The 18,522-nt window shown below is 56.0% G+C and carries 21 protein-coding genes, 1 tRNA gene and 2 pseudogenes; 15 read left to right on the forward strand and 9 right to left on the reverse strand.

From position 1 onward, the window contains the following. The 6 genes from C8024_RS23745 to C8024_RS16940 all read left to right on the forward strand — a co-directional run. The coding region (locus C8024_RS23745; protein ID WP_367947414.1) for a D-arabinono-1,4-lactone oxidase at window positions 1–93 on the forward strand (93 nt) is incomplete at its 5' end. Between the two features lies 1 nt (window position 94). After that, window positions 95–727 carry an alanine racemase gene (locus tag C8024_RS16920; RefSeq protein ID WP_173207317.1) on the forward strand — a complete coding sequence of 211 codons (633 nt, stop codon included), beginning with the start codon at window positions 95–97 and terminating at the stop codon, window positions 725–727. Window positions 728–741: 14 nt separating this feature from the next. Further along, window positions 742–1,377 (forward strand): hypothetical protein, encoded by a 636-nt coding sequence (locus C8024_RS16925; protein WP_173207320.1) that lies wholly within the window; start codon window positions 742–744, stop codon window positions 1,375–1,377. Window positions 1,378–1,668: 291 nt separating this feature from the next. Next, a complete protein-coding gene (locus C8024_RS16930; RefSeq protein WP_173207323.1) occupies window positions 1,669–2,091 on the forward strand; it encodes a MarR family winged helix-turn-helix transcriptional regulator in 423 nt (140 codons plus the stop codon). Window positions 2,092–2,157: 66 nt separating this feature from the next. Continuing rightward, window positions 2,158–2,877, forward strand: coding sequence for a CPBP family intramembrane glutamic endopeptidase (locus tag C8024_RS16935; RefSeq protein WP_173207326.1), 720 nt, complete (start codon window positions 2,158–2,160; stop codon window positions 2,875–2,877). Between the two features lie 181 nt (window positions 2,878–3,058). Next, window positions 3,059–3,886 (forward strand): queuosine precursor transporter, encoded by an 828-nt coding sequence (locus C8024_RS16940; protein ID WP_173207329.1) that lies wholly within the window; start codon window positions 3,059–3,061, stop codon window positions 3,884–3,886. On the opposite strand, the gene C8024_RS16945 is transcribed toward C8024_RS16940, so the two are convergent. Further along, on the reverse strand, window positions 3,878–4,318 hold the full coding sequence (locus tag C8024_RS16945; protein ID WP_173207332.1) for a hypothetical protein: 441 nt from the start codon (window positions 4,316–4,318) through the stop codon (window positions 3,878–3,880). The two genes, C8024_RS16940 and C8024_RS16945, sit on opposite strands and share 9 nt — an antisense overlap. 271 nt (window positions 4,319–4,589) lie before the next feature. Here C8024_RS16945 and C8024_RS16950 point away from each other — a divergent pair. Together C8024_RS16950 and C8024_RS16955 are read left to right on the forward strand one after the other, a co-directional pair. After that, window positions 4,590–5,140: pseudogene (locus tag C8024_RS16950) on the forward strand (peroxiredoxin). 77 nt (window positions 5,141–5,217) lie between these two features. Further along, the gene (locus C8024_RS16955; RefSeq protein ID WP_254306039.1) at window positions 5,218–5,736 is read left to right on the forward strand and encodes a 2'-5' RNA ligase family protein; all 519 of its coding nucleotides are present in this window, start codon (window positions 5,218–5,220) and stop codon (window positions 5,734–5,736) included. Here C8024_RS16955 and C8024_RS16960 read toward each other — a convergent pair. Beyond that, on the reverse strand, window positions 5,733–6,968 hold the full coding sequence (locus C8024_RS16960; RefSeq protein ID WP_173207335.1) for an NAD(P)/FAD-dependent oxidoreductase: 1,236 nt from the start codon (window positions 6,966–6,968) through the stop codon (window positions 5,733–5,735). The genes C8024_RS16955 and C8024_RS16960 overlap by 4 nt on opposite strands. 176 nt (window positions 6,969–7,144) lie before the next feature. Between C8024_RS16960 and C8024_RS16965 the strand changes: the two genes are divergently transcribed. From C8024_RS16965 to trxB, 4 genes are all read left to right on the forward strand, one after another. Then, window positions 7,145–7,221 (forward strand) — tRNA-Met (locus C8024_RS16965). Between the two features lie 515 nt (window positions 7,222–7,736). Then, window positions 7,737–9,101 carry a hypothetical protein gene (locus C8024_RS16970; RefSeq protein ID WP_173207338.1) on the forward strand — a complete coding sequence of 455 codons (1,365 nt, stop codon included), beginning with the start codon at window positions 7,737–7,739 and terminating at the stop codon, window positions 9,099–9,101. A 402-nt stretch (window positions 9,102–9,503) separates the two neighbouring features. Next, window positions 9,504–10,736, forward strand: coding sequence for a bifunctional 2-polyprenyl-6-hydroxyphenol methylase/3-demethylubiquinol 3-O-methyltransferase UbiG (locus C8024_RS16975; RefSeq protein WP_173207342.1), 1,233 nt, complete (start codon window positions 9,504–9,506; stop codon window positions 10,734–10,736). 296 nt (window positions 10,737–11,032) lie between these two features. Further along, entirely contained in the window at window positions 11,033–11,998 is a 966-nt protein-coding gene (gene trxB / locus C8024_RS16980; RefSeq protein ID WP_173207345.1) for a thioredoxin-disulfide reductase, read from the forward strand. Here trxB and C8024_RS22145 read toward each other — a convergent pair whose 3' ends face one another. Genes C8024_RS22145 through C8024_RS17010 form a run of 7 tightly spaced genes read right to left on the reverse strand, consistent with a single transcriptional unit; the run spans window position 11,999 to window position 14,850 of the window. Then, a complete protein-coding gene (locus tag C8024_RS22145) occupies window positions 11,999–12,235 on the reverse strand; it encodes a hypothetical protein (RefSeq protein WP_254306050.1) in 237 nt (78 codons plus the stop codon). After that, window positions 12,190–12,831 (reverse strand): alpha/beta hydrolase, encoded by a 642-nt coding sequence (locus tag C8024_RS22150; protein ID WP_367947408.1) that lies wholly within the window; start codon window positions 12,829–12,831, stop codon window positions 12,190–12,192. The genes C8024_RS22145 and C8024_RS22150 overlap by 46 nt, the downstream gene beginning before the upstream one ends. Further along, on the reverse strand, window positions 12,816–13,202 hold the full coding sequence (locus C8024_RS16990; RefSeq protein WP_173207348.1) for a hypothetical protein: 387 nt from the start codon (window positions 13,200–13,202) through the stop codon (window positions 12,816–12,818). Before C8024_RS16990 ends, C8024_RS22150 begins: the two co-directional genes overlap by 16 nt. Before the next feature lie 56 nt (window positions 13,203–13,258). After that, window positions 13,259–13,522: a hypothetical protein gene (locus C8024_RS16995; protein WP_173207350.1), complete on the reverse strand. Its 264-nt coding sequence runs from the start codon at window positions 13,520–13,522 to the stop codon at window positions 13,259–13,261. Next, window positions 13,519–13,791: an acyl carrier protein gene (locus tag C8024_RS17000; RefSeq protein WP_100094944.1), complete on the reverse strand. Its 273-nt coding sequence runs from the start codon at window positions 13,789–13,791 to the stop codon at window positions 13,519–13,521. The genes C8024_RS16995 and C8024_RS17000 overlap by 4 nt, the downstream gene beginning before the upstream one ends. A 33-nt stretch (window positions 13,792–13,824) precedes the next feature. After that, on the reverse strand, window positions 13,825–14,238 hold the full coding sequence (locus C8024_RS17005; protein ID WP_173207442.1) for a GNAT family N-acetyltransferase: 414 nt from the start codon (window positions 14,236–14,238) through the stop codon (window positions 13,825–13,827). A 24-nt stretch (window positions 14,239–14,262) separates the two neighbouring features. Then, a complete protein-coding gene (locus C8024_RS17010) occupies window positions 14,263–14,850 on the reverse strand; it encodes a hypothetical protein (protein ID WP_173207353.1) in 588 nt (195 codons plus the stop codon). 84 nt (window positions 14,851–14,934) lie between these two features. On the opposite strand from C8024_RS17010, the gene C8024_RS17015 reads away from it, so the two are divergent. The 3 genes and pseudogenes from C8024_RS17015 to C8024_RS17025 all read left to right on the forward strand — a co-directional run bounded on the left by C8024_RS17015 (window position 14,935) and on the right by C8024_RS17025 (window position 18,504). Beyond that, the gene (locus C8024_RS17015) at window positions 14,935–16,443 is read left to right on the forward strand and encodes an acyl-CoA ligase (AMP-forming), exosortase A system-associated (protein ID WP_173207446.1); all 1,509 of its coding nucleotides are present in this window, start codon (window positions 14,935–14,937) and stop codon (window positions 16,441–16,443) included. After that, window positions 16,440–17,674: pseudogene (locus tag C8024_RS17020) on the forward strand (pyridoxal-dependent decarboxylase, exosortase A system-associated). The gene C8024_RS17015 and the pseudogene C8024_RS17020 overlap by 4 nt, the downstream one beginning before the upstream one ends. 185 nt (window positions 17,675–17,859) lie before the next feature. Continuing rightward, window positions 17,860–18,504 (forward strand): XrtA/PEP-CTERM system exopolysaccharide export protein, encoded by a 645-nt coding sequence (locus C8024_RS17025; protein WP_089134692.1) that lies wholly within the window; start codon window positions 17,860–17,862, stop codon window positions 18,502–18,504. Window positions 18,505–18,522: the final 18 nt, after the last annotated feature.

Raw genomic sequence — 18,522 nt, forward strand, 5'->3', positions numbered from 1 at the left:
AAATTTGCTGCTTTCAATGAGCTGCGCAAGGAGCTTGATCCGGCCGGGAAATTTGTAAATCCTTATCTGTCCAAGATCTGGGGAGAAGCCTAGCATGGCAAAATTGAGCCGCAGAAAAATGCTGGTTGGCGGAGCGGTGATAGCGGGAGGAATGGCTGTGGCACTGGGACGGACATCGGATAAGAGCGGACCGCGCAGCCCCTATTTTCTTGCCATGCAAAAGGCATTGCGCGACGCGAATATAGCCCAGCCTGTCTTGGTGATCGACCGGGCGCGGCTCAATGCCAATATCGATCAACTCCTGTCTGATTTGCCGGACGGCATGGGATACCGGATCGTCGCCAAATCACTGCCTTCGCTCGACCTGATTGGTCATATTCGGGAACGCGCCGGCACCGACCGGCTCATGACATTCAACCTGCCAATGTTGATCGCGTTGAGCAAAGCGATGCCGGACGCGAACCAGCTGATCGGCAAGCCGATGCCGGCGCAGGCCGTGAAAAATTATTTCACCGCGCTGCCACAGGATAAAGCGGAAGCGGCCAGCAAGGTTCAATGGTTGGTGGATACACCCGAACGACTGGATCAATATGCTGCCATTGCCGAAGCGCAGGGCGCTGATATGGCGATCAATATCGAACTGGACGTAGGTCTGCACCGTGGCGGGATGGAACCCGGCGACGCGCTGACCGGCATGATGGAAAAATCCGCCAGTCAAACCGCCTGAGCTTTTCCGGTCTAATGGGTTACGAGCCGCATCTGTCCAAGATTCCCACGACATTGGGCTGGCGGGAGCGGGCCAAAAATGGCGCATGGGAAATTTATGGTTCGGCCTTGGGTTCAGCAAAGCAGGTCTTTGGAGAGGTCGAGGTCAAAGCCGCGACCCGCAACGCCGCGGGTAGTCCGACCTATCGCCTCTACAAGGGTACCGATATTGCCAACGAAATCTCGGCCGGGTCGGCGCTGGTCAAGCCGACAGACTTTGACACGGATTTACTGGAGCCGTTCGTGCCGGCCGCTTTCATTGCCACGCCTGCTCTCAAGGTGCTTGATGAAATGCGGCTACCGGTAATGGAATTTGCCGACGGTGCCAAACGCGCGCTCAATCCCAATCTCGACAAGACGGTCGTCATCTACGGGGGCAAGTGGATGGCACATCCCGAAGATCCGCCCGGGCTGCGCTATAACAGCACATTCGGCCGCTCGAGCAACCAGGAAATGCTGAATGGCGGTCCGGGCACCGACATCCGGCCCGATGATTTTGTCTTCCTCCGTCCGACACAAAGCGAAGCCGTGTTCCTGCAATTCGGAGATATCGCGATCTATGACGATGGTGCGATAGTCGATAGCTGGCCGGTGTTTCCGGCGAGCGCTTGAGACACATCGTGCCGAGACAGAGACAATCGATCTTTAAAAAGTCACTCTGATCAAGTCGCGGCTTTCCGAGCACATTCATTCTGTCACTCTTGCATGAGAACGGGAGATTACCGCACGACATAGAAGGCTTTTTGCCGGATATGAGCAGGCCATGCTGAAGAAACAGGTTGACTGAACGCGATATATACAGCTTATTGTACAATAGATTGTATAAATTTACCGGAGTCTGTGCCTGTGGAAAGTTACGTTGATAGCCATCCGTTGCGAGGCGCTTTTGTCGCCAATCAGTTGATGCGCTTAGCGGATTTGATCTCTGATCAGGGTGAATTGCTCTTGCAGGACGCGGGTATCGAGTTTCCCGCGCGAGCTGTGTCCTATATTTTGTTGATTGGGGAGCGGCGCAAAATATCCACCGCTGACATTGCGAAACTTCTTCGGCAGCCGCATCAGGTGGCAACGCAACGCGTCGAACTGCTGATCACATCAGCTATTGTCGAGCGGATCGCAGATCCCCAGGACGGACGGCGGAAAATTTTGCGGCTGACACCCAGCGGCATCGAGCAATTCGGGCGATTGCAGGCGTGTCTGGAAAAAGCCGCTCGTGCTTTCGCCGGCCTGTTCGAGGAAATCGAATGTGACATGCCTGCGATCACGCGGCGCGCGACGGAGGCGCTTGAGCAAAGATCCGTCCTGGAGCGGGTTCGGGCGCTCTGAAAGGCCCGCATCATATTCAATCCCGCAAATCCGAGCGCCATGCATTATCAGTGAACAGGAATATTCATGACAAACCCAGATCACAGCAATCCCGGTCGATGGACAGCATTTCGCGATCTATCGCTTATCATCTTCACGCTTTTGACAAGCAAATATCTGTTGCTGCAAATTGATGCGATCTGGACCCTTGCTGGACCGATTTCGCTTCTTCTCGCTTTGGGTGTTGCAACAATCTGTCTTCGCCAAAGTGGTCAAAGCTGGAGCAGTGTTGGGCTAAAACGCCCCGAGAATATGAAGCTGCTAGCCGTGTGGACTGTCATTGCGTTGGTCGTGACCATCGGTGTTGGCATAATTGCTGAGTCCTTTATCGTCGGCCTTTTCGATGTGCCGGACGAGGCCACCCAAGCCATAGATGCGAGATATCAGGGGCGGTTCGACAATATTCAGGGGAATTTTCCCGTCTTTCTATTCTGGCTGATGCTCGCGTGGGTCATCGGAGGGTTTACCGAAGAAATGTTATTCCGCGGGGCTTTGTTTTCGCGTTTCGAGCATTTGTTCACGGGCATAGCATTTCCGGCATTTCTTGCCATTGTCTGTCAGGCGATCCTGTTTGGGCAAGCTCACTTCTACTATCAGGGCGTGGCCGGATGGGTGGCGACCGGAGCCATCGCCATTGCATCCGGACTTCTGTATCTGGCTTTCAGACGTAACCTCTGGCCGCTCATGCTATCGCACGGTCTCAGCAATACAATTGGCCTAACCTTGCTATATCTAGGAGCGATGTAGGAAAACTAACGCGCCGTCGTCCCCGCTTTGTAACGGGAAGGCTGGTTCCGGTACATTGAGATCATGAAGGCGCGCTGATTATGCGCACTCGGCTCTTAAAGAATCGAAGAAGATTCCAATGCAGAAGTCGCGTCTGTGATCCATATGTTGAATTGTCTCCCGCCGGAGCTAAAGTCAGCCCATGACCGACAATTCCATAGTCCGCACATCCGCTTCCAGCCAGACCGGTCACCGGTTCCGCTATTATGATTTCGTGATGGCGGCTTTTGTGACCGTGTTGCTGCTCTCTAATATTATCGGCGCGGCGAAACTGACCTATCTGCAGATATCCTGGTGGCCGGACGGATGGTGGCCGGCTGCCGACGGTCTTTTCATCTATGGTGCCGGCATACTTTTCTTTCCTATTGGCTATGTCATCGGCGATGTGCTGACCGAGATTTACGGCTTTGCGAGAGCCAGGCGGGTGATCTGGACCGGCTTTGCCGCATTGCTGTTTCTTGCGCTGATGAGCTGGGTGGTGGTCAAGCTGCCACCGTTTGACGGATGGCTCTGCCCTCCCGCCAGCGACGCATTGCGGTTCGCCGATCCCGCCCTGCCGGATAACAAGGGCGCGATCTGCCAGCAGAATTACGAAGCCGTGTTCGGCAGCGCCTGGCGGATCGTTATCGCCTCGATCACGGCCTTCTGGGCCGGGGAATTTGTGAACAGCTATGTGATGGCCCGGATGAAGGTCTGGACGCAGGGCAAGGCCTTGTGGAGCCGGACCATCGGTTCAACGGTGGTGGGGCAGGGGGTCGACAGCCTGATCTTCTATCCGCTGGCCTTTCTCGGCGTCTGGGAAACCTCGGCGGTGATCACCGTCATGGTTACCAATTGGCTGCTGAAAGTGTTGTGGGAAGCGGTGCTGACGCCGGTCACCTATCTGGTGGTCGGCTGGCTGAAACGCCGCGAGGGTGTCGATATCTATGATGAAGACACCGATTTCACGCCGTTCAGCACGTCAGCCTGACCTAGCGCAGCAGGCCGCTTTTTCCGCCCGAAGCGAGAATAAGACAAAGCCGAGCGCAAAGGCGACAATCAGAACCGGCATCGTCCATCCCTGACCGGCGACAAATTCGCTGTAGCCATCGAGGATGAAATAGCTGCTGAACTGGACAAGGACGGCCAGCAGAGAAAGCAGGAACAGGCGAACCGCGATCCGTTTCCGCATCAGCAGGGCAATCGCCGCTGCGAAGCCGGCAAAGACAGCAATCGCAAAGGCGGCGCTGACCCAGATGGGCTGTGTCGAGAGCAAATCCTGCTGCACTTGTGGCAAGGCGGCAAACTGTTCGGCGCTCATCATGATCTGCTGAAAATAGGCGCCGAGGCCCAGAGCGTTCCAGACCAGCGCGACAGTGCCGATGATCCAGAACCAGACCGGTGTTTTCGATTCTTCCGTCATTTCATCCTCCCCATGGTTGCGGGATAGTGCAACTCGTGCGGTTTCCGATCAAGAAGAATGTCGAACCGGAGCGTGGGGCGGGCTTTCAGCGCAGCAATCTTCTGGAAGCGTCATGTGAATTCCGCGTTATGCGGAAAATACCATGCACCAAAGGCATTAGCAGCCGCACAGGATTTGAGTGATTATATCAATCAGTGGAGTGTAATAAATCAATTTAGCCTATTAATCTTTCGATGCTAGGCGGCCCTCATTCAAACCAATGGAGCCCATGATGATCGGTAGAAATATCCCTGAAGTTACCCTGAAACCCGCGTTCGAGACGAATCGGTCGAAGGCGAAAATCCCTTCCGCTGGGAAGACGTGAATACCAAAGACCTGTTTGCGGGAAAACGCATTGCTGTCTTCTCCCTGCCGGGCGCATTCACCCCCACCTGCTCGAACGAGCAGTGCCCGGCCTACGAACGTCTCCATGAAGAATTCCAGGCGCGCGGCGTTGACGAAGTCTACTGTATTTCGGTCAATGACGCCTTCGTGATGTACCAGTGGGGCAAGTCCCTGGGCCTCGAAAAAGTCAAATTGCTGCCGGACGGATCGGGCGACTTCACCCGCCGCATGGGCATGCTGATCAAGAAAAACCATCTCGGTTTCGGTGATCGCAGCTGGCGCTATTCGATGATTGCAGATGATGGCGTCGTCAGCGCCTGGTTCGAAGAGCCCGGTATCAATGATGACGGCGTCGACAACGATCCTTATGTCGAATCGACCCCCGAAAAGCTGCTTGAATGGCTGGACAGCGAAGAAGCAACGCGCAAAGCGGCCTAGGTCCGCCGCACAACCCGAGAAAATGAACCGCGAGCGAGAAATTGCTCGCGGTTTTACATTGTGCGATAGAAGGATTCATGGAGCGCCTGAACAAACCCATCATCATGACGGCGCAACTGGGCAAGGCCGATTTTGCCTGGGCCAACGCACTGCGCAAACGCCATTTCCCGCCCGAGCGCAATGTGATCGACGCCCATGTCACCCTGTTTCACCATCTGCCGCCGCAGGCGCTGGATGAAATAAAGGCGGCAATTGTTGCGCTGACCAGAGAGGCGCCGAGACCGGATGCGCATCTGTCCGGCCTGATCCATCTCGGCAAAGGCGTGGCCTATCGGTTGCAAGCTCCCGACCTGCTTGCCCTGCGGATGGAACTGGCGGAACGCTTCGCGGGATTACTGGTGGCGCAGGACCAGCAGACGCCGCGCCTGCATATCACCGTGCAGAACAAGGTGCCGGCGCGGGAAGCGCATGCATTGTTCGATTCACTGTCGGCTACGTTCCAGCCTCGTCCCGTGACGATTCACGGTATCGGACTGCATTATTATCTAGACGGCCCGTGGCAGACGATCGGCACCTGGCCTTTCAGAGGGCGTTAGTAGACTCCGACTTCCTTGATCGGAACCTCCGTATTGGCCAGTTCGCCCTTGTCGAGATTCAGTCCCTCGACAACCGCCTTGCGGCCCTGCACATAATCTTTGGTTGCGTTCACGCAATCAAGCGCCACGACCTTTCCGTCGCGGTAATAGATTACCGAAAAACTGCGTGAATCCGGATCGCCGCGGACGACATAGCTGTCGTGACCGGTCGAGAGGCCGACGGTCTGCAGGCGGAGGTCATATTGGTTCGACCAGAACCAGGGCACAGCGTCATATTCGGTTTCTTCGCCAAGAATGTCGAGCGCGGCCACTTTCGCCTGGTCATTCGCGTTCTGGACCGATTCCAGACGGATCATCGCGCCATCGGCAAAGGCATTGCTGTGCGCGGCACAATCGCCGATCGCATAGACGTCTTCCAGACTGGTGCGGCAATGCTGGTCAACGTCGACGCCATTGCCTGTGGCGGCGCCTGCAGCGACGAGCGGGCCGGTTTCCGGAATGATGCCGATGCCGACGACAAACATGTCTGCTTCTAGCTTCCTGCCGTCGGTGAGCGTTACCGCGGTTGCGATACCATCCTCTCCGGTTTCGAATCCGGCGACGGTGGCCTCCAGCTCTATGGTGACACCCTGTCTGCGATGCTCTGCCTCGAAAAAGCGGGACAGCGTTTCGCCAGCCACTCGCGACAGGACGCGGTCGAGCGATTCGACGACGGTGATCTGCTTGCCCAATTTCGTCAACACGGCTGCGGCTTCCAGGCCAATATAGCCACCGCCTATAACCACGACTTTCTTGACGGTCGGCAAGGCAGCCATGATCTTGTCGACATCGGCGCGAGACCGCACGGCATGGATATTGCGCGCCTGGCTGCCGGGGCAATCGAGCATGCGCGGAGAACCGCCGGTTGCCCAGATCAGCTTGCCGTAGCCGATTTCGTCGTCGGACGCCAAGGTCACCTTCTTGCCAATCGGATCGAGTTTGGACACCCGTCGTCCGGTGAGCAAATCGATCTCGCGCTCGACCCAGAAGCTCTCGGGGCGCAGCAAAATCCGCTCGAACGGCTTGTCGCCCGCAAGATATTCCTTGGATAGCGGGGGCCGTTCATAAGGGGGATATTTCTCGTTTCCGACGAGGCCGATCGAGCCTTCAAACTTCTTCTGGCGCAACGCGATGGCCGCTTGCGCGCCCGCATGGCCAGCGCCAACAATCAATATGTCATAAAATGCGTTCATATCTGCCCCTTGGTGCCACATATCGGCTTGAAAAGCGCTGTTAGCGCGGATCGTATTGGCCGTGCAAGTTTTAGCTTATTTCTCGCTTCAGCTTGTTGACCAGACCGAAGGCTATGACTATAGCGCCGCCGTCCAGAGAGAGTTTTGTCGTGATCACGCGATCGACAGAACCGGTTGGCGGAGTAGCTCAGGTGGTTAGAGCAGTGGAATCATAATCCATGTGTCGGGGGTTCGAGTCCCTCCTCCGCTACCAGAATATGGCCGAAGATCTGCGGAACGAAGCGACTTTTCCTCAGTTTTATGGCCGGATTTGTAAGCATCTCGCGCCGATCCGGATCGTGAAATATTCTTTCGAGGGAAAGATGGGCGGTTCAGATGCCGGTTACGGCAGGCAACCGTTTCTCCATGCTTCTAGAATCAGCAGCAGCCCACCACCTGACTGTATGAACAGCTGGTCGCCTCATCGGTTCCCGATTGACGAAATATTCCAGCCCTCATGTGGCATTGATCACAGATTTTCTCCGGGGTCCCGATAAGGTAATCGGGTGACTTCGTATCGGCGGGTGATTTTCCCTCTGATTACAGATGCACGGAGGGTTGGTTAGACCATATAGTCTGACCAATTTCTGCCCGTTTTTCAAGATCATGTCAGACGGACCTGACTATCCAGGGCGATTGCGAAAAATTCAACTAAATTGGATTTGGTCGGATATTTGGGTTAGGGCAGGGTCTTCGGGCTTGTCTCGGGGCATGAAACAGGAGGAATATTTGGGTAAGGTTCAAGCAGCGCTTTCTGTCACGGCCGTCGGATATATGGGGGCCTTTGTGATCGGAGCGTTCGTTCTGGCTTCCGGTGCGGTCGAAGCGAGTGTCGGCATTGCATCCCATAGCGGCATCGCATGTGCCGACTGTCATCCCGATCCGTCCGACCCCGCGAACAGGCTATTCACCGGCCTCGACAGGGCTCATGGGGAATGTCTCTACAATCCCCTGCCGGGCGGTTCGAACTGCAAAAGTCAGGCATTGACCGGGCAGAACCAGGGTGTAGCGTCATTGCTGCGGTCGACTTATCTTGCCAGCTCGTCTTACGGAAGCCTGCAATCGACCGGTGATTCTCCGACATCCCAAGCCGAGCGGGAACCGGGCACTGAAACCGGTCCGGAAAGCCCGGAGGCGCGAGCTCTCGCAGACAAAGCCTATGTTCCGCCGGCGCATGTGGAACCACCTTTGCCCGAATTGCCGCCACTCCCGCAATTGTTGCAGCGCGATTATCCCGATTGTCGCGAAGACCATCTGCATTTGCCAGATCCTCACGACAAGGCGAAGAATATCAATGAATGCACAACCGCGCTGGACAATTATTACAGTGGCGTGCTGACCGAATATCGTGAGCGCATGAACCAATATCAGGACGAGTTGTCCCGGATCTACACCGAGAAAGTCGCCGGGAGGATGGAATATTCTGCCGCCAGCAGAGATCGTTTCTACAAGGACATGATGCAGGAACATGCGAATTCGGATCCGGATGGCGCCAATATGGCTGTCTACCGGGCGGCGGAGCAGCTTTATCATGCAGACCGGAATTATCTCAGCGACCGCTATTGCTACAATACCGGCTGCGGTGGCTATCCCGTGCCGGAAAATTATGGCTATACCTATGTGGCAGAGAGCCTCGCCGAAATGGAAAAGCCGAAGAAAATCAAGGCGAAAGCCGCAGAAGACAAGAGCTGCAAGAAGTCAAGAGGGCGCGGTCGTCTCCTCGGTGGCATTTTCGGCAGCGTGGTCGGTTCTGTTGCCGGACTTGACGATGTCGGGACCCTGATCGCCGGTGCGGTCGGCGCGGTGCTTGTCGGCGAAATTGCCTGTAAACTGGATCAGAAAGAACAGGAAAAAGCAGCGGAGGCGACTTTTGCTGTTGTCGAGCAGGAGGAAGTGGGAGCGGTCGCAAACTGGACAAGTCCGACCCGGGGCGGTGTATCAGGATCGTCGACTGTAACGGCCCTCAATACCGAACCCGACGGCCGCAAATGCCTGACGATTACCGATGTTGCGATTATCGATGGCGAAGAAACACGCATCTCAAAACAGATGTGTCGAGAAACCGGTCAATCGAAATATGCGATCATGGCCTGAACATTTGATCCATGTTCCATTTGGGAGCGTCGCACTTGCATACGATTTGGAGATCGCCAGTCATATATCTCCGAAAAGAGCCGAAATCGCCTTGTAACTCTCCATGCTCTGACTCGTGCCGGATCATTGTTGATTGCCATAAGCAGTTGTCATGTGGGCTAATCGCGTCTTACTTGTCCGTTCGAGCGAGTTGGATATGACTGGAAAACCGGAAATATTATATAATGGCGGCAAAGGTTCCTGAAAGTACAGCTGACGGCGCAATGTGCGTCCTCAACCCGGCGTTTTATGGTTGCGCCATGGCGAGGAATCCGTCGGATTTTTCAGACATCATTGCAATCAGTACCGGTTCGAAGATTCAGTCGCCGGGAAACCGAGATATTGGATTGTTTGGCAACCGGAATGGTCCAGAACGAAATCGTGGAGAAGCTCGATATAACGCCTTCCGAGCTGGCAAAGTTTCTGGAAAGTCTGAACTTTTGGGGAAAAGATGTGGTGCGCTGGCGACATCCGGCGGGATCGCAGGCCGCGATGCACCAAAAGAGATTGCGCCAAGCTGCCAGGTTACGCGATATGGCGACGGCGATGACGGCAACAGTCGATGCCAATGATATATTTCACAAAACGCGTTTGACTGAAGGCAATCGGCAATTTGACCAGATTGAAACTACTATCTCGCATATGTTTCGCGAACCGCATATTGCACTCGATAACAGGAGCTATGGTGAGGCGTTTTGCGACTGGCTAGTCGCAAACGGTCGGTTAAAATCGCCCTGCAGGGTCATCGAGATTGGTTGTGGTCTGGGCTTTTTCGCCAATGCGATAATGGACCGTCTGCAGATGAGATATCCTGATCTTTACGAAGGCCTGTCCTATACGCTGTTCGATCTGTCTCCAGAGTTACAGTCGGCGCAAAAATCCAATTGTGGCGGCCATGTTGAGAAAACCCACTTTGTTTCGGGCAATATTGAAAGTCATGACTTCGGTGATCAGCAATTTGATCTTGTGCTGTCTAACGAAGTGATTGCCGATCTGAACGTCGCCACGGTATCGCTCGACAATGTTCAACGGGGCACCCCCCAGACCGATGCGGAGACTGTGGTGCACCGCTATCGACTGAACTGCGTTCCCATTACCCAAGGGAACAAGAAGGTGGCAGTGATCAATTTTGGCGCCATTAAAATGCTGGAAAACATCGCCAAATGCCTGGCCAAGAACGGATATGCGGTCGTTACCGAATATGGTACGCGCAAGCGATCTCCCAAAGCCGTCAAATTGACCAACCATTACGAATATACGATCCATTTCGGACAGCTGGAGCAGGTTAGCCAACATCTGGGTTTCCAGTCCGATCACGGGACGATGGGGGATGTCATCGGATTTTCGGCGAATTGCGAAACCATTCATATGAAAACATTGCGAACGCTTTCAACATGTCTGATACCTTATCTCGGTCGGGAAGCTCTGCCAGTCCTGGCTTACACGCCGGCTTCCTTGGAAGCGGCTCTGGGGGATATAATCGCCAGAATAGGTAACCTTCAGTTTTTGCGTCTGGACGATCGGGCTTCGTTTTCGCCCTTTCGTTTTGAATTGCTGTCGCTGTCGAGCGGCAGCGCGAATACAAGAATTGCTTGATGCGGTGGGCCTTGTCTGTGTCGTAAGTTTGCGCGACCGGCATAAGGGAAGGGAGCCGCTGCAGGCCGTCAACATGAATGATGCGAGTGCTGTTCCATATCGCTGCGGCCACTCTCTTGGCCGCCGGACGGCAGAGCCGATGCCTGGGGACGCAAGCCGCTAATCAGTAAAAGGCCAAATCGCGCTATCACCCGTCAAAATTATTCTTCGCCGGTTTTGACTGTGATAGGTCTTGCCTACCGGCGCTGCGCATCCCTATTTGCAGATAACAGAATCAACATCGTCAGGAATGGAATATGGCCGAAACGCATCGCACGAAAATGCTTATCCTGGGATCGGGACCTGCCGGATTGTCGGCCGCCATCTATGGTGCCCGGGCCGGGCTGGAGCCGATCGTGGTTCAGGGCCTGCAACCGGGCGGCCAGCTGACCATCACAACCGATGTCGAAAATTACCCCGGATTTCGTGATGTCATCCAGGGGCCGTGGTTGATGGAAGAAATGCAGGCGCAGGCGGAAAAAGTCGGTACCCGGTTCATCTTTGACACGATTGTTGATGTCGATTTTTCCCAGCGGCCCTTCCGGATGACCGGCGATGGCGGTGATATCTACGAAGGCGATACACTGGTTATAGCGACTGGTGCGCAGGCCAAGTGGCTGGGGCTTCCGGGCGAAGAGGAATTGTCGGGCAAGGGCGTTTCTGCTTGTGCAACCTGCGACGGATTTTTCTATCGCGGCAAGAAGGTGGCGGTGATCGGCGGCGGCAATACCGCGGTCGAGGAAGCGCTTTACATGACCAATCACAGTGATGACGTTACGCTGATCCACCGCCGCGACAGCCTGCGGGCGGAAAAGATCCTGCAGGACCGGCTGTTCGCCAATCCCAAGATTTCGGTGCTTTGGAATACGAATGTCGAACGTTTTGTAGGCGGCGGCGAGCCGGTCGGACTGGTCGGTCTCGATCTGGTCGATACGCAGACTGGCGAGAAGAGCCATCTTGCGCTGGACGGTGCGTTCGTTGCTATCGGACACGCGCCGGCGACTGAGATTTTCAAGGGCCATCTTGACCTGATCAACGGCGGCTATATCCAGGTGGAACCGGGTACGCCGAAAACCAAGATCCCGGGCCTGTTCGCCTGTGGGGATGTCATGGACCATGTCTATCGCCAGGCTGTGACTGCCGCCGGCACCGGCTGTATGGCGGCGCTCGATGCAGAGCGCTTTCTGGCGGAACAGGAATTTGAACTGATCGCCGCCGAATAGTCAGGCGGCGCGCAGCGCCTCCAGCAGTTTTCCGGCGAGCCAGTCTCTGGCCGCTTCGTCCGCGAAACTGTGCGATGCGCTGTCGAGGGTATCGAAAGTGATTGCAGACTTTCTTCGCACCGAATCGAAATCTGAGCTGTCCCACGCAGCGAGAAACGCTCGGGCAGTGGTATCGCGCTTAGCCAGCAGAATTAGTGTATTCGCTTCCAAGGCGGAGAGCGCGTCGCGCAAGCGCAAGGAAAGCGCGCTATTTTCTTCCGTTCGGGAGGCCTGTTTAAGACCTTTGAGCAATTTTCTGAAATCGATCTTTCCGGATAGGAGATCGATGATCGTTTTCGGATTTTAATCCGGTCCCAATAGCGGGCACGGATCGCGCCAGCCGACATTGTCGGTTCTGCGGTATCCGGTTCATTGCTAGCTTCAATAACCCACGGATTGGCCAATATGTAGCCGTCCAACCCCGCCTCGGGTCCGAACAGAGCCAGAGCGGTCGCCGCATCGCAATTCCCGAAGGCGAGGACCGATTTTACGTGCGGCTGCGTCTGCCGAAGATATTGGACCGCTGCTGCGATTTCTGCAGCGCTACCTCGAAAGCCTTGGTTGTCGCCACTGCTTTCACCAATGCCGCGACGGTCGTAGCGCAGCACCGGGAAACCTTGATTTGCAATGCGCAACGCCAATGCTGCCATCCCGCTATGGGCGCCCGACCGAATTTCGTTGCCGCCGCTGACAATCAGTAAGGCGGTCGTGCTTGTTCCGGCATCCACTGTCGCCGAGAGCATGTCGTTCTCACAGGCTATCTGGTGAAAACTCCGCGTCATTGCTCGATCCATGTGGCAATATCCTGAGCGATGGCAGAGGACATGGCCAGGTCATCGCCGGGCTCGGCGCGAAGCCACAGGGCAGAGCCCGAGATTTGAACGTCGCCCTGTTTGTTATCGGATGCGAGGCGAACGATCCGCTGATTTTCCATCGCGGGTATTTCGGCCACATTCAACTGCGCGAACAGATCGGAGCCGATGATATTGCCAGCCAGCTCTAGCGATCCGGTCCTGGCCTGCTCGGCCAGTTCGGCGAGGCTTGTGCTCAGTCCAGACTCGCGATCGGCCGCGACCCTGGTCCGCATCATGGTCCGCAAGATGGTCGCGCCTTTTGCCGGGCTGAAAATCCAGTGGTTGGCGCTTTGCAGATCCGCAACAGCCAAGACGCCGCCCCGGAAGGAAGCGATATGCGAAATCTGATGCTGTTGAGCGCAGGCCTTCAGGCTTTTTGCCAGTCAGATAGCGTGGCCTGTTCCAGTGGCAGCAGGCTTTCGTTGGTGCCAGGAAGATCAGGCAGGAAGCTTGCGATTTCAAGAGCTTCGAGCGAGCGCATGACATCGACCAGCATCTTGCGCATGCGGTTCATCTCGTCGAACAGCGGTGGAACGAGCATGACCCGGCCTGCAGACCCGGCTGCGAGGGACAAACATAATTCTTTGCGATCCGCAAATTCGTAGGAGACGAATGCGGGGATGAGCGTCACTCGGTGACTTTCATCTCGGCAAAGGCGACCAGATTGCCGAAAGTCTCGAACAGTTCGCCATCGACTTCATCATCGTCGATCATGATGTCCAGACGATCTTCCAGTTCGGTGAGCAGCCCGGCAACGGCCATGCTGTCGAGTTCGGGGAGGGCGCCAAAAAGCTCTGTTTCCGCCGTGAATTCCGCGACCTGCTCTTCGCTCAGTCCCAAAATATCACGCATCACTGCACGCACGGCGGCTTCCGGCGTCAACTCGACCTTATTCTGCATTAATACCCCCGAATCTCGGATAACGGCGCTTCCCTAAAGCGGTGAGCGCTTTCCGGCAAGGCCCGACGCAAAGTGCCTCAAAATTGGTAGCCAGGACATGGGATTGTTCGGCCAGTAGAATTCGAGCCGGTAGCGGTCCCGCACATCCTCCATCCACTCGCGTTTGTAGCCGTCGTTACCGGTGCCAAAGTCGATCAGATCGACATTATCGATATCGATCGCATGCTGGAACATGGCAACGGACAGCAATGTTCCAGGAGACGTCTTGGTGGCATCCTCGACATGCGCCAACTTGTGGATTAGCGCCTCGCCATTTTCCACCGTCCAGAATTGCGCGGCCACCGGTTCTCCGTCGATATAGGCGAGCCCGAGGCGCATGCATCCGGCGGCCGCCTCGTGCCGCGCCAGATTTCTCAGAAATCCGGATTGCCTTCCTCGGGCTTCCAGCTGCGCTGGTAGACCGAGACATAATCATCCCAGTCCTCTTCGGAGAACCGGGTTTCGATCCGGATCGACACGAGATTTTTTCGCCTTGCGGCGTACCGTATTGCGCAACTGGCCGGGACGATCGGCCCAATATTGGTCGAAGGTGCGGCCCCTGACGTTCAATATATGATTGTCATCGGCCTTCGACCGGAACACGATCCAGCCGGCTTGCTCGAAAGCGCGTTCGGTCAGGCTGGCAGCGGAATCCTCGTCAGGAACTGGCGTTATTTCAATACGATGCGAGCTAGATTTCAGCTGATTTGCCAATTTGGCGAGCAGAGCCAATTTGGTTACTTCGTCATAGTCACCGAGATAAATCGGGCGGAAGGTGAAATTATACCAGTTGGCGAGGGCGGCATGGCGTCGAAATCCGGTTTTCATCAGGAACATCCATGCTTCCGCATCGCCTTCCTGGCTATGGACTATCAGCGGGGACTTGTCTGGCAGGCACAGTTCATGAAGCGGTTTCAGCCATTCGATCCGGTCGAACAGTGATTTCTGGACCGACCGGCCCAGTTTTTCTCCGGCAATGGCTTGCACGGACTGAAAATTGCTATGATATTCACTGGTCATGGCTAAGGTCGTATCTGTCACAAATCTGCTCTTTTTCCCATAGGTCAAAAATTGAACATCACTCCCGAAACCGCCGCATTCCCGATGGACCATCTCGCGATAGGCAAGGATCCGGATGCAAGCGCCCTCGTGACGCGTTCGGGGTCTCTTAGCTACAAGATGTTAAATCATCGTGTCGGCATGCTGGCGGCATGGCTGCACGGGCAGGGATTGGCCAAGGGGGATAGGGTCGCGACATGGCTCTCGAAAACCGAACTGGCCTGTCTGATGCCGCTGGCGGCGGCCCGGGCCGGCCTGGTCCATGTGCCGGTCAATCCTTTGCTAAAATCAGCTCAAGTTGTTCATATCGTCTCAGATAGTGGTGCCAAGTTGTTGATTAGCAACGCCGGACGGATCAAAACTCTGGGAGACAATGGCGAGGAAGGCTGCCGTATATTTGAGGACAAACTTGTCGAGGGCGCGCTGGAGTCGATTGCGGATCCAATGGCGCCGAGCGCGGCAACGACCGATACAAATGATTTGGCTGCGATATTATATACTAGCGGGTCCACCGGACGCCCAAAAGGCGTGATGCTCAGCCACGCCAATTTGACGCTCGGAGCGCTGAGTGTCGCTGAATATCTCGAGCTTTCATCGGATGATCGTACGATATGCGTCCTCCCGCTCAGCTTTGACTATGGCCAGAACCAGCTGCTGTCGACCTGGTCGGCGGGTGGTTGCGCGGTTCCGCTGGACTATCTCACGCCACGTGACGTCATGAAGGCATGTGCACGCGAACAGATCACGACCCTGGCCGCCGTTCCACCGCTCTGGGTGCAACTGGTCGAACATGAATGGCCGGAAGAAGCGGTTGTCTCGATGCAGCGGCTGACCAACAGCGGTGGTGCGCTGACTCCGACATTGGTCAAGCAATTGCGGGGAATATTCGGTTCCGGAACCGATATCTATGCGATGTACGGCCTGACCGAGGCGTTCCGGTCGACCTATCTTGATCCCGCTCTGATTGATGACAACCCGACCAGCATGGGGACCGCCATCCCTTATGCTGAAATATTGGTGGTTGATGAAACGGGGGCTGTCGCCGGGCCGGATCAACCCGGAGAACTGGTTCATTGCGGGCCGCTCGTTGCGCAGGGTTACTGGAATGATCCCGTGCGGACCGCGCAGAGATTTAAAAGTGCCCCGGACGCATCAAAATATGCTGGAACCGCTGTTTTCTCTGGCGATACGGTGAAGCGCGGCGATGACGGTCTGCTCTATTTCGTCGGTCGGGACGATGCGATGATCAAAAGTTCAGGCAACCGGATCAGTCCGACGGAAATTGAGGAAATAGCAGTGGAGTCGGGGATGGTGGCGGAAGCGGTTGCCCTGGGCGTTCCTGATGAAAGACTGGGCCATGCTATCCGTCTGTTTGTCCGACCGGCTGAACAAGAGACGGAAGCTTCCGCAGTTGCGGAACAGCTGGCAAAATATCTCAAGCAGAATTTACCGAATTTTATGCACCCCCGGGATATCATCCTGCTTTCTGAATTTCCCAAGAACCCCAATGGAAAGCTGGACCGCAACGCATTGGCCAGCATGGATATCGAATGATCAAGACCAAGGCCATCGGCCCGATCCCCTCCGGTTTTCACGCCCTTGACGGCGAACTGGCCCTCGGTGGCCAGCGAGCCGGTGCGCTGGTCGCGGAACATGGTTCGCCGCTTTTTGTCTATTCTCGAAGCCGGCTCGACGACCGAATGATGCAATTGCGGGCGGCGATGCCCGACCGCCTGGATCTGCATTATGCGATGAAGGCCAATCCCTTTCCACCGTTGCTGCGCCATATGGTTGGCCTGGCCGACGGCATCGATATCGCTTCCGGTGGGGAATTGCAGATGGCGCTGGCAGCGGGCGCGGCACCGGACCATGTCAGCTTCGCCGGACCGGGCAAGCGCGACGAGGAACTCCAGCAGGCAATCCAGGCCGGTGTGACGATCAATATTGAATCGCCGGGCGAATGCGATCGGGCACTGAAAATCGGTGCCGCGCTGGAGAAACAGCCGCGGCTGGCGATCCGGGTCAATCCGGACTTCGATCTCAAGGGCTCGGGGATGAAAATGGGCGGCGGCGCCAAGCCGTTCGGGATGGATATCGAGCTGGTCGCGCCTGTCGTAAAACAGATTCTGGAAGCCGGTGCGGAGTGGCGCGGCTTTCATATTTTGCCGGCTCGCAGGCGCTCAGCGCGGACGCGATTATCGAAACACAGGCGCAAACGCTGGACCTCGCCGGTCGGCTGGCAATCGAAATCGGCGAGGCCCCGGCCCATGTCAATCTCGGTGGTGGTTTTGGTATTCCCTATTTCCCGGGAGACGAACCACTGGACATCGGCAAGGTTGGCAACGCCTTGTCGGATCAGCTCACCCGGCTGCCGAGCATATTGTCATCGACACAATTTGCCATTGAACTCGGCCGCTACCTGGTCGGCGAGGCGGGTGTCTATCTGACACGGATAATCGATCGCAAGCAGAGCCAGGGGCAGACCTTTCTGGTAACCGACGGCGGCCTGCATCACCAGCTCGCCGCCAGCGGCAATTTCGGGACGGTGGTAAGACGCAACTATCCCGCTGCGATCGCCAGCAAATTTTCTGAGGAACCGACCGAAACAGTCTCGATCGTTGGCTGTCTCTGCACCCCCCTTGACCGGCTCAGCGACAATGCGGCCATGCCCGAAGCAACGGTCGGTGACATCGTGGCAGTTTTCTGTGCCGGGGCATATGGTGCCTCGGCAAGTCCGGCCAATTTTCTGGGCCAGGGACCTGCTACGGAGCTGCTCGTCGACTAGCTTTCGGAGCTGTGGGCTACCGCCTGAATATCGCCGTCGTTAATCGGAAATTCAGCTAATCCTAACGCTATATTCACTATTATCCAGCATAGCCATCTCGTGACTTTGCGCGAATTGCCCGTTTCCCCCCGGAAACTGGCCATTTGCCAGTTGGTTTATACGAGGTGGAAAAAATGCGTTCTGCGATTAAAAACAATCATTTGGCGAGGCTGATGGTCGGTGCCGGCATGGCGTCGCTCGCCGTCGCCGGTTGTTCCGGCAATTCCAGCGGACCGCAATTGCCGCCGGCATCCTTTGTCTCGATGCAGGAAGGGCCCGGAGAGGAATATGTTATCGGTCCGCTCGACGAGCTGACGATATTCGTCTGGCGCAATCCGGAACTCGGCGCCAAGGTTCAGGTCCGCCCTGATGGCCGGATCACCACACCGCTGATCACCGATATGCCGGCCGTAGGAAAGACGCCGGCGATGCTGGCGCAGGATCTGACGCTGCAATTATCGCAATATATCAATGAACCGCTGGTTTCGGTCATCGTCAATAATTTCTCAGGTACGTTTTCTCAGCAAATTCGCGTGGTAGGCGCGACCGAAAAGCCGGCATCGATACCCTATCGCGCCAATATGACTCTGCTTGACGCGATGATCGCGGTCGGCGGCATGTCCGAATTTGCCTCCGGTAACCGCGCGCGGCTGATCCGGTTCGATCGCGGCACCGGCAAACAGCAGGAATTTGCCCTGCGCATCGACGATCTCATGAAGAAGGGTGAAACTCGCGCCAATGTAATGCTGCGGCCCGGTGATGTGATCATCATCCCGGAAAGCATGTTTTAATCTGTTTTGGCTTCCCTG

Source organism: Sphingopyxis sp. BSNA05 (genome assembly GCF_013265645.1).
Classification (GTDB): Bacteria; Pseudomonadota; Alphaproteobacteria; order Sphingomonadales; family Sphingomonadaceae; genus Parasphingorhabdus.

Coding starts and splice junctions, on each gene's coding strand:
- C8024_RS16920 (WP_173207317.1), top strand. CDS start 95: ATGGCAAAATTGAGCCGCAGAAAAATGCTGGTTGGCGGAGCGGTGATA.
- C8024_RS16925 (WP_173207320.1), top strand. CDS start 742: ATGGGTTACGAGCCGCATCTGTCCAAGATTCCCACGACATTGGGCTGG.
- C8024_RS16930 (WP_173207323.1), top strand. CDS start 1,669: ATGCGCTTAGCGGATTTGATCTCTGATCAGGGTGAATTGCTCTTGCAG.
- C8024_RS16935 (WP_173207326.1), top strand. CDS start 2,158: ATGACAAACCCAGATCACAGCAATCCCGGTCGATGGACAGCATTTCGC.
- C8024_RS16940 (WP_173207329.1), top strand. CDS start 3,059: ATGACCGACAATTCCATAGTCCGCACATCCGCTTCCAGCCAGACCGGT.
- C8024_RS16945 (WP_173207332.1), bottom strand. CDS start 4,318: ATGACGGAAGAATCGAAAACACCGGTCTGGTTCTGGATCATCGGCACT.
- C8024_RS16955 (WP_254306039.1), top strand. CDS start 5,218: ATGGAGCGCCTGAACAAACCCATCATCATGACGGCGCAACTGGGCAAG.
- C8024_RS16960 (WP_173207335.1), bottom strand. CDS start 6,968: ATGAACGCATTTTATGACATATTGATTGTTGGCGCTGGCCATGCGGGC.
- C8024_RS16975 (WP_173207342.1), top strand. CDS start 9,504: ATGGTCCAGAACGAAATCGTGGAGAAGCTCGATATAACGCCTTCCGAG.
- trxB (WP_173207345.1), top strand. CDS start 11,033: ATGGCCGAAACGCATCGCACGAAAATGCTTATCCTGGGATCGGGACCT.
- C8024_RS22150 (WP_367947408.1), bottom strand. CDS start 12,831: ATGGATCGAGCAATGACGCGGAGTTTTCACCAGATAGCCTGTGAGAAC.
- C8024_RS17000 (WP_100094944.1), bottom strand. CDS start 13,791: ATGCAGAATAAGGTCGAGTTGACGCCGGAAGCCGCCGTGCGTGCAGTG.
- C8024_RS17010 (WP_173207353.1), bottom strand. CDS start 14,850: ATGACCAGTGAATATCATAGCAATTTTCAGTCCGTGCAAGCCATTGCC.
- C8024_RS17015 (WP_173207446.1), top strand. CDS start 14,935: ATGGACCATCTCGCGATAGGCAAGGATCCGGATGCAAGCGCCCTCGTG.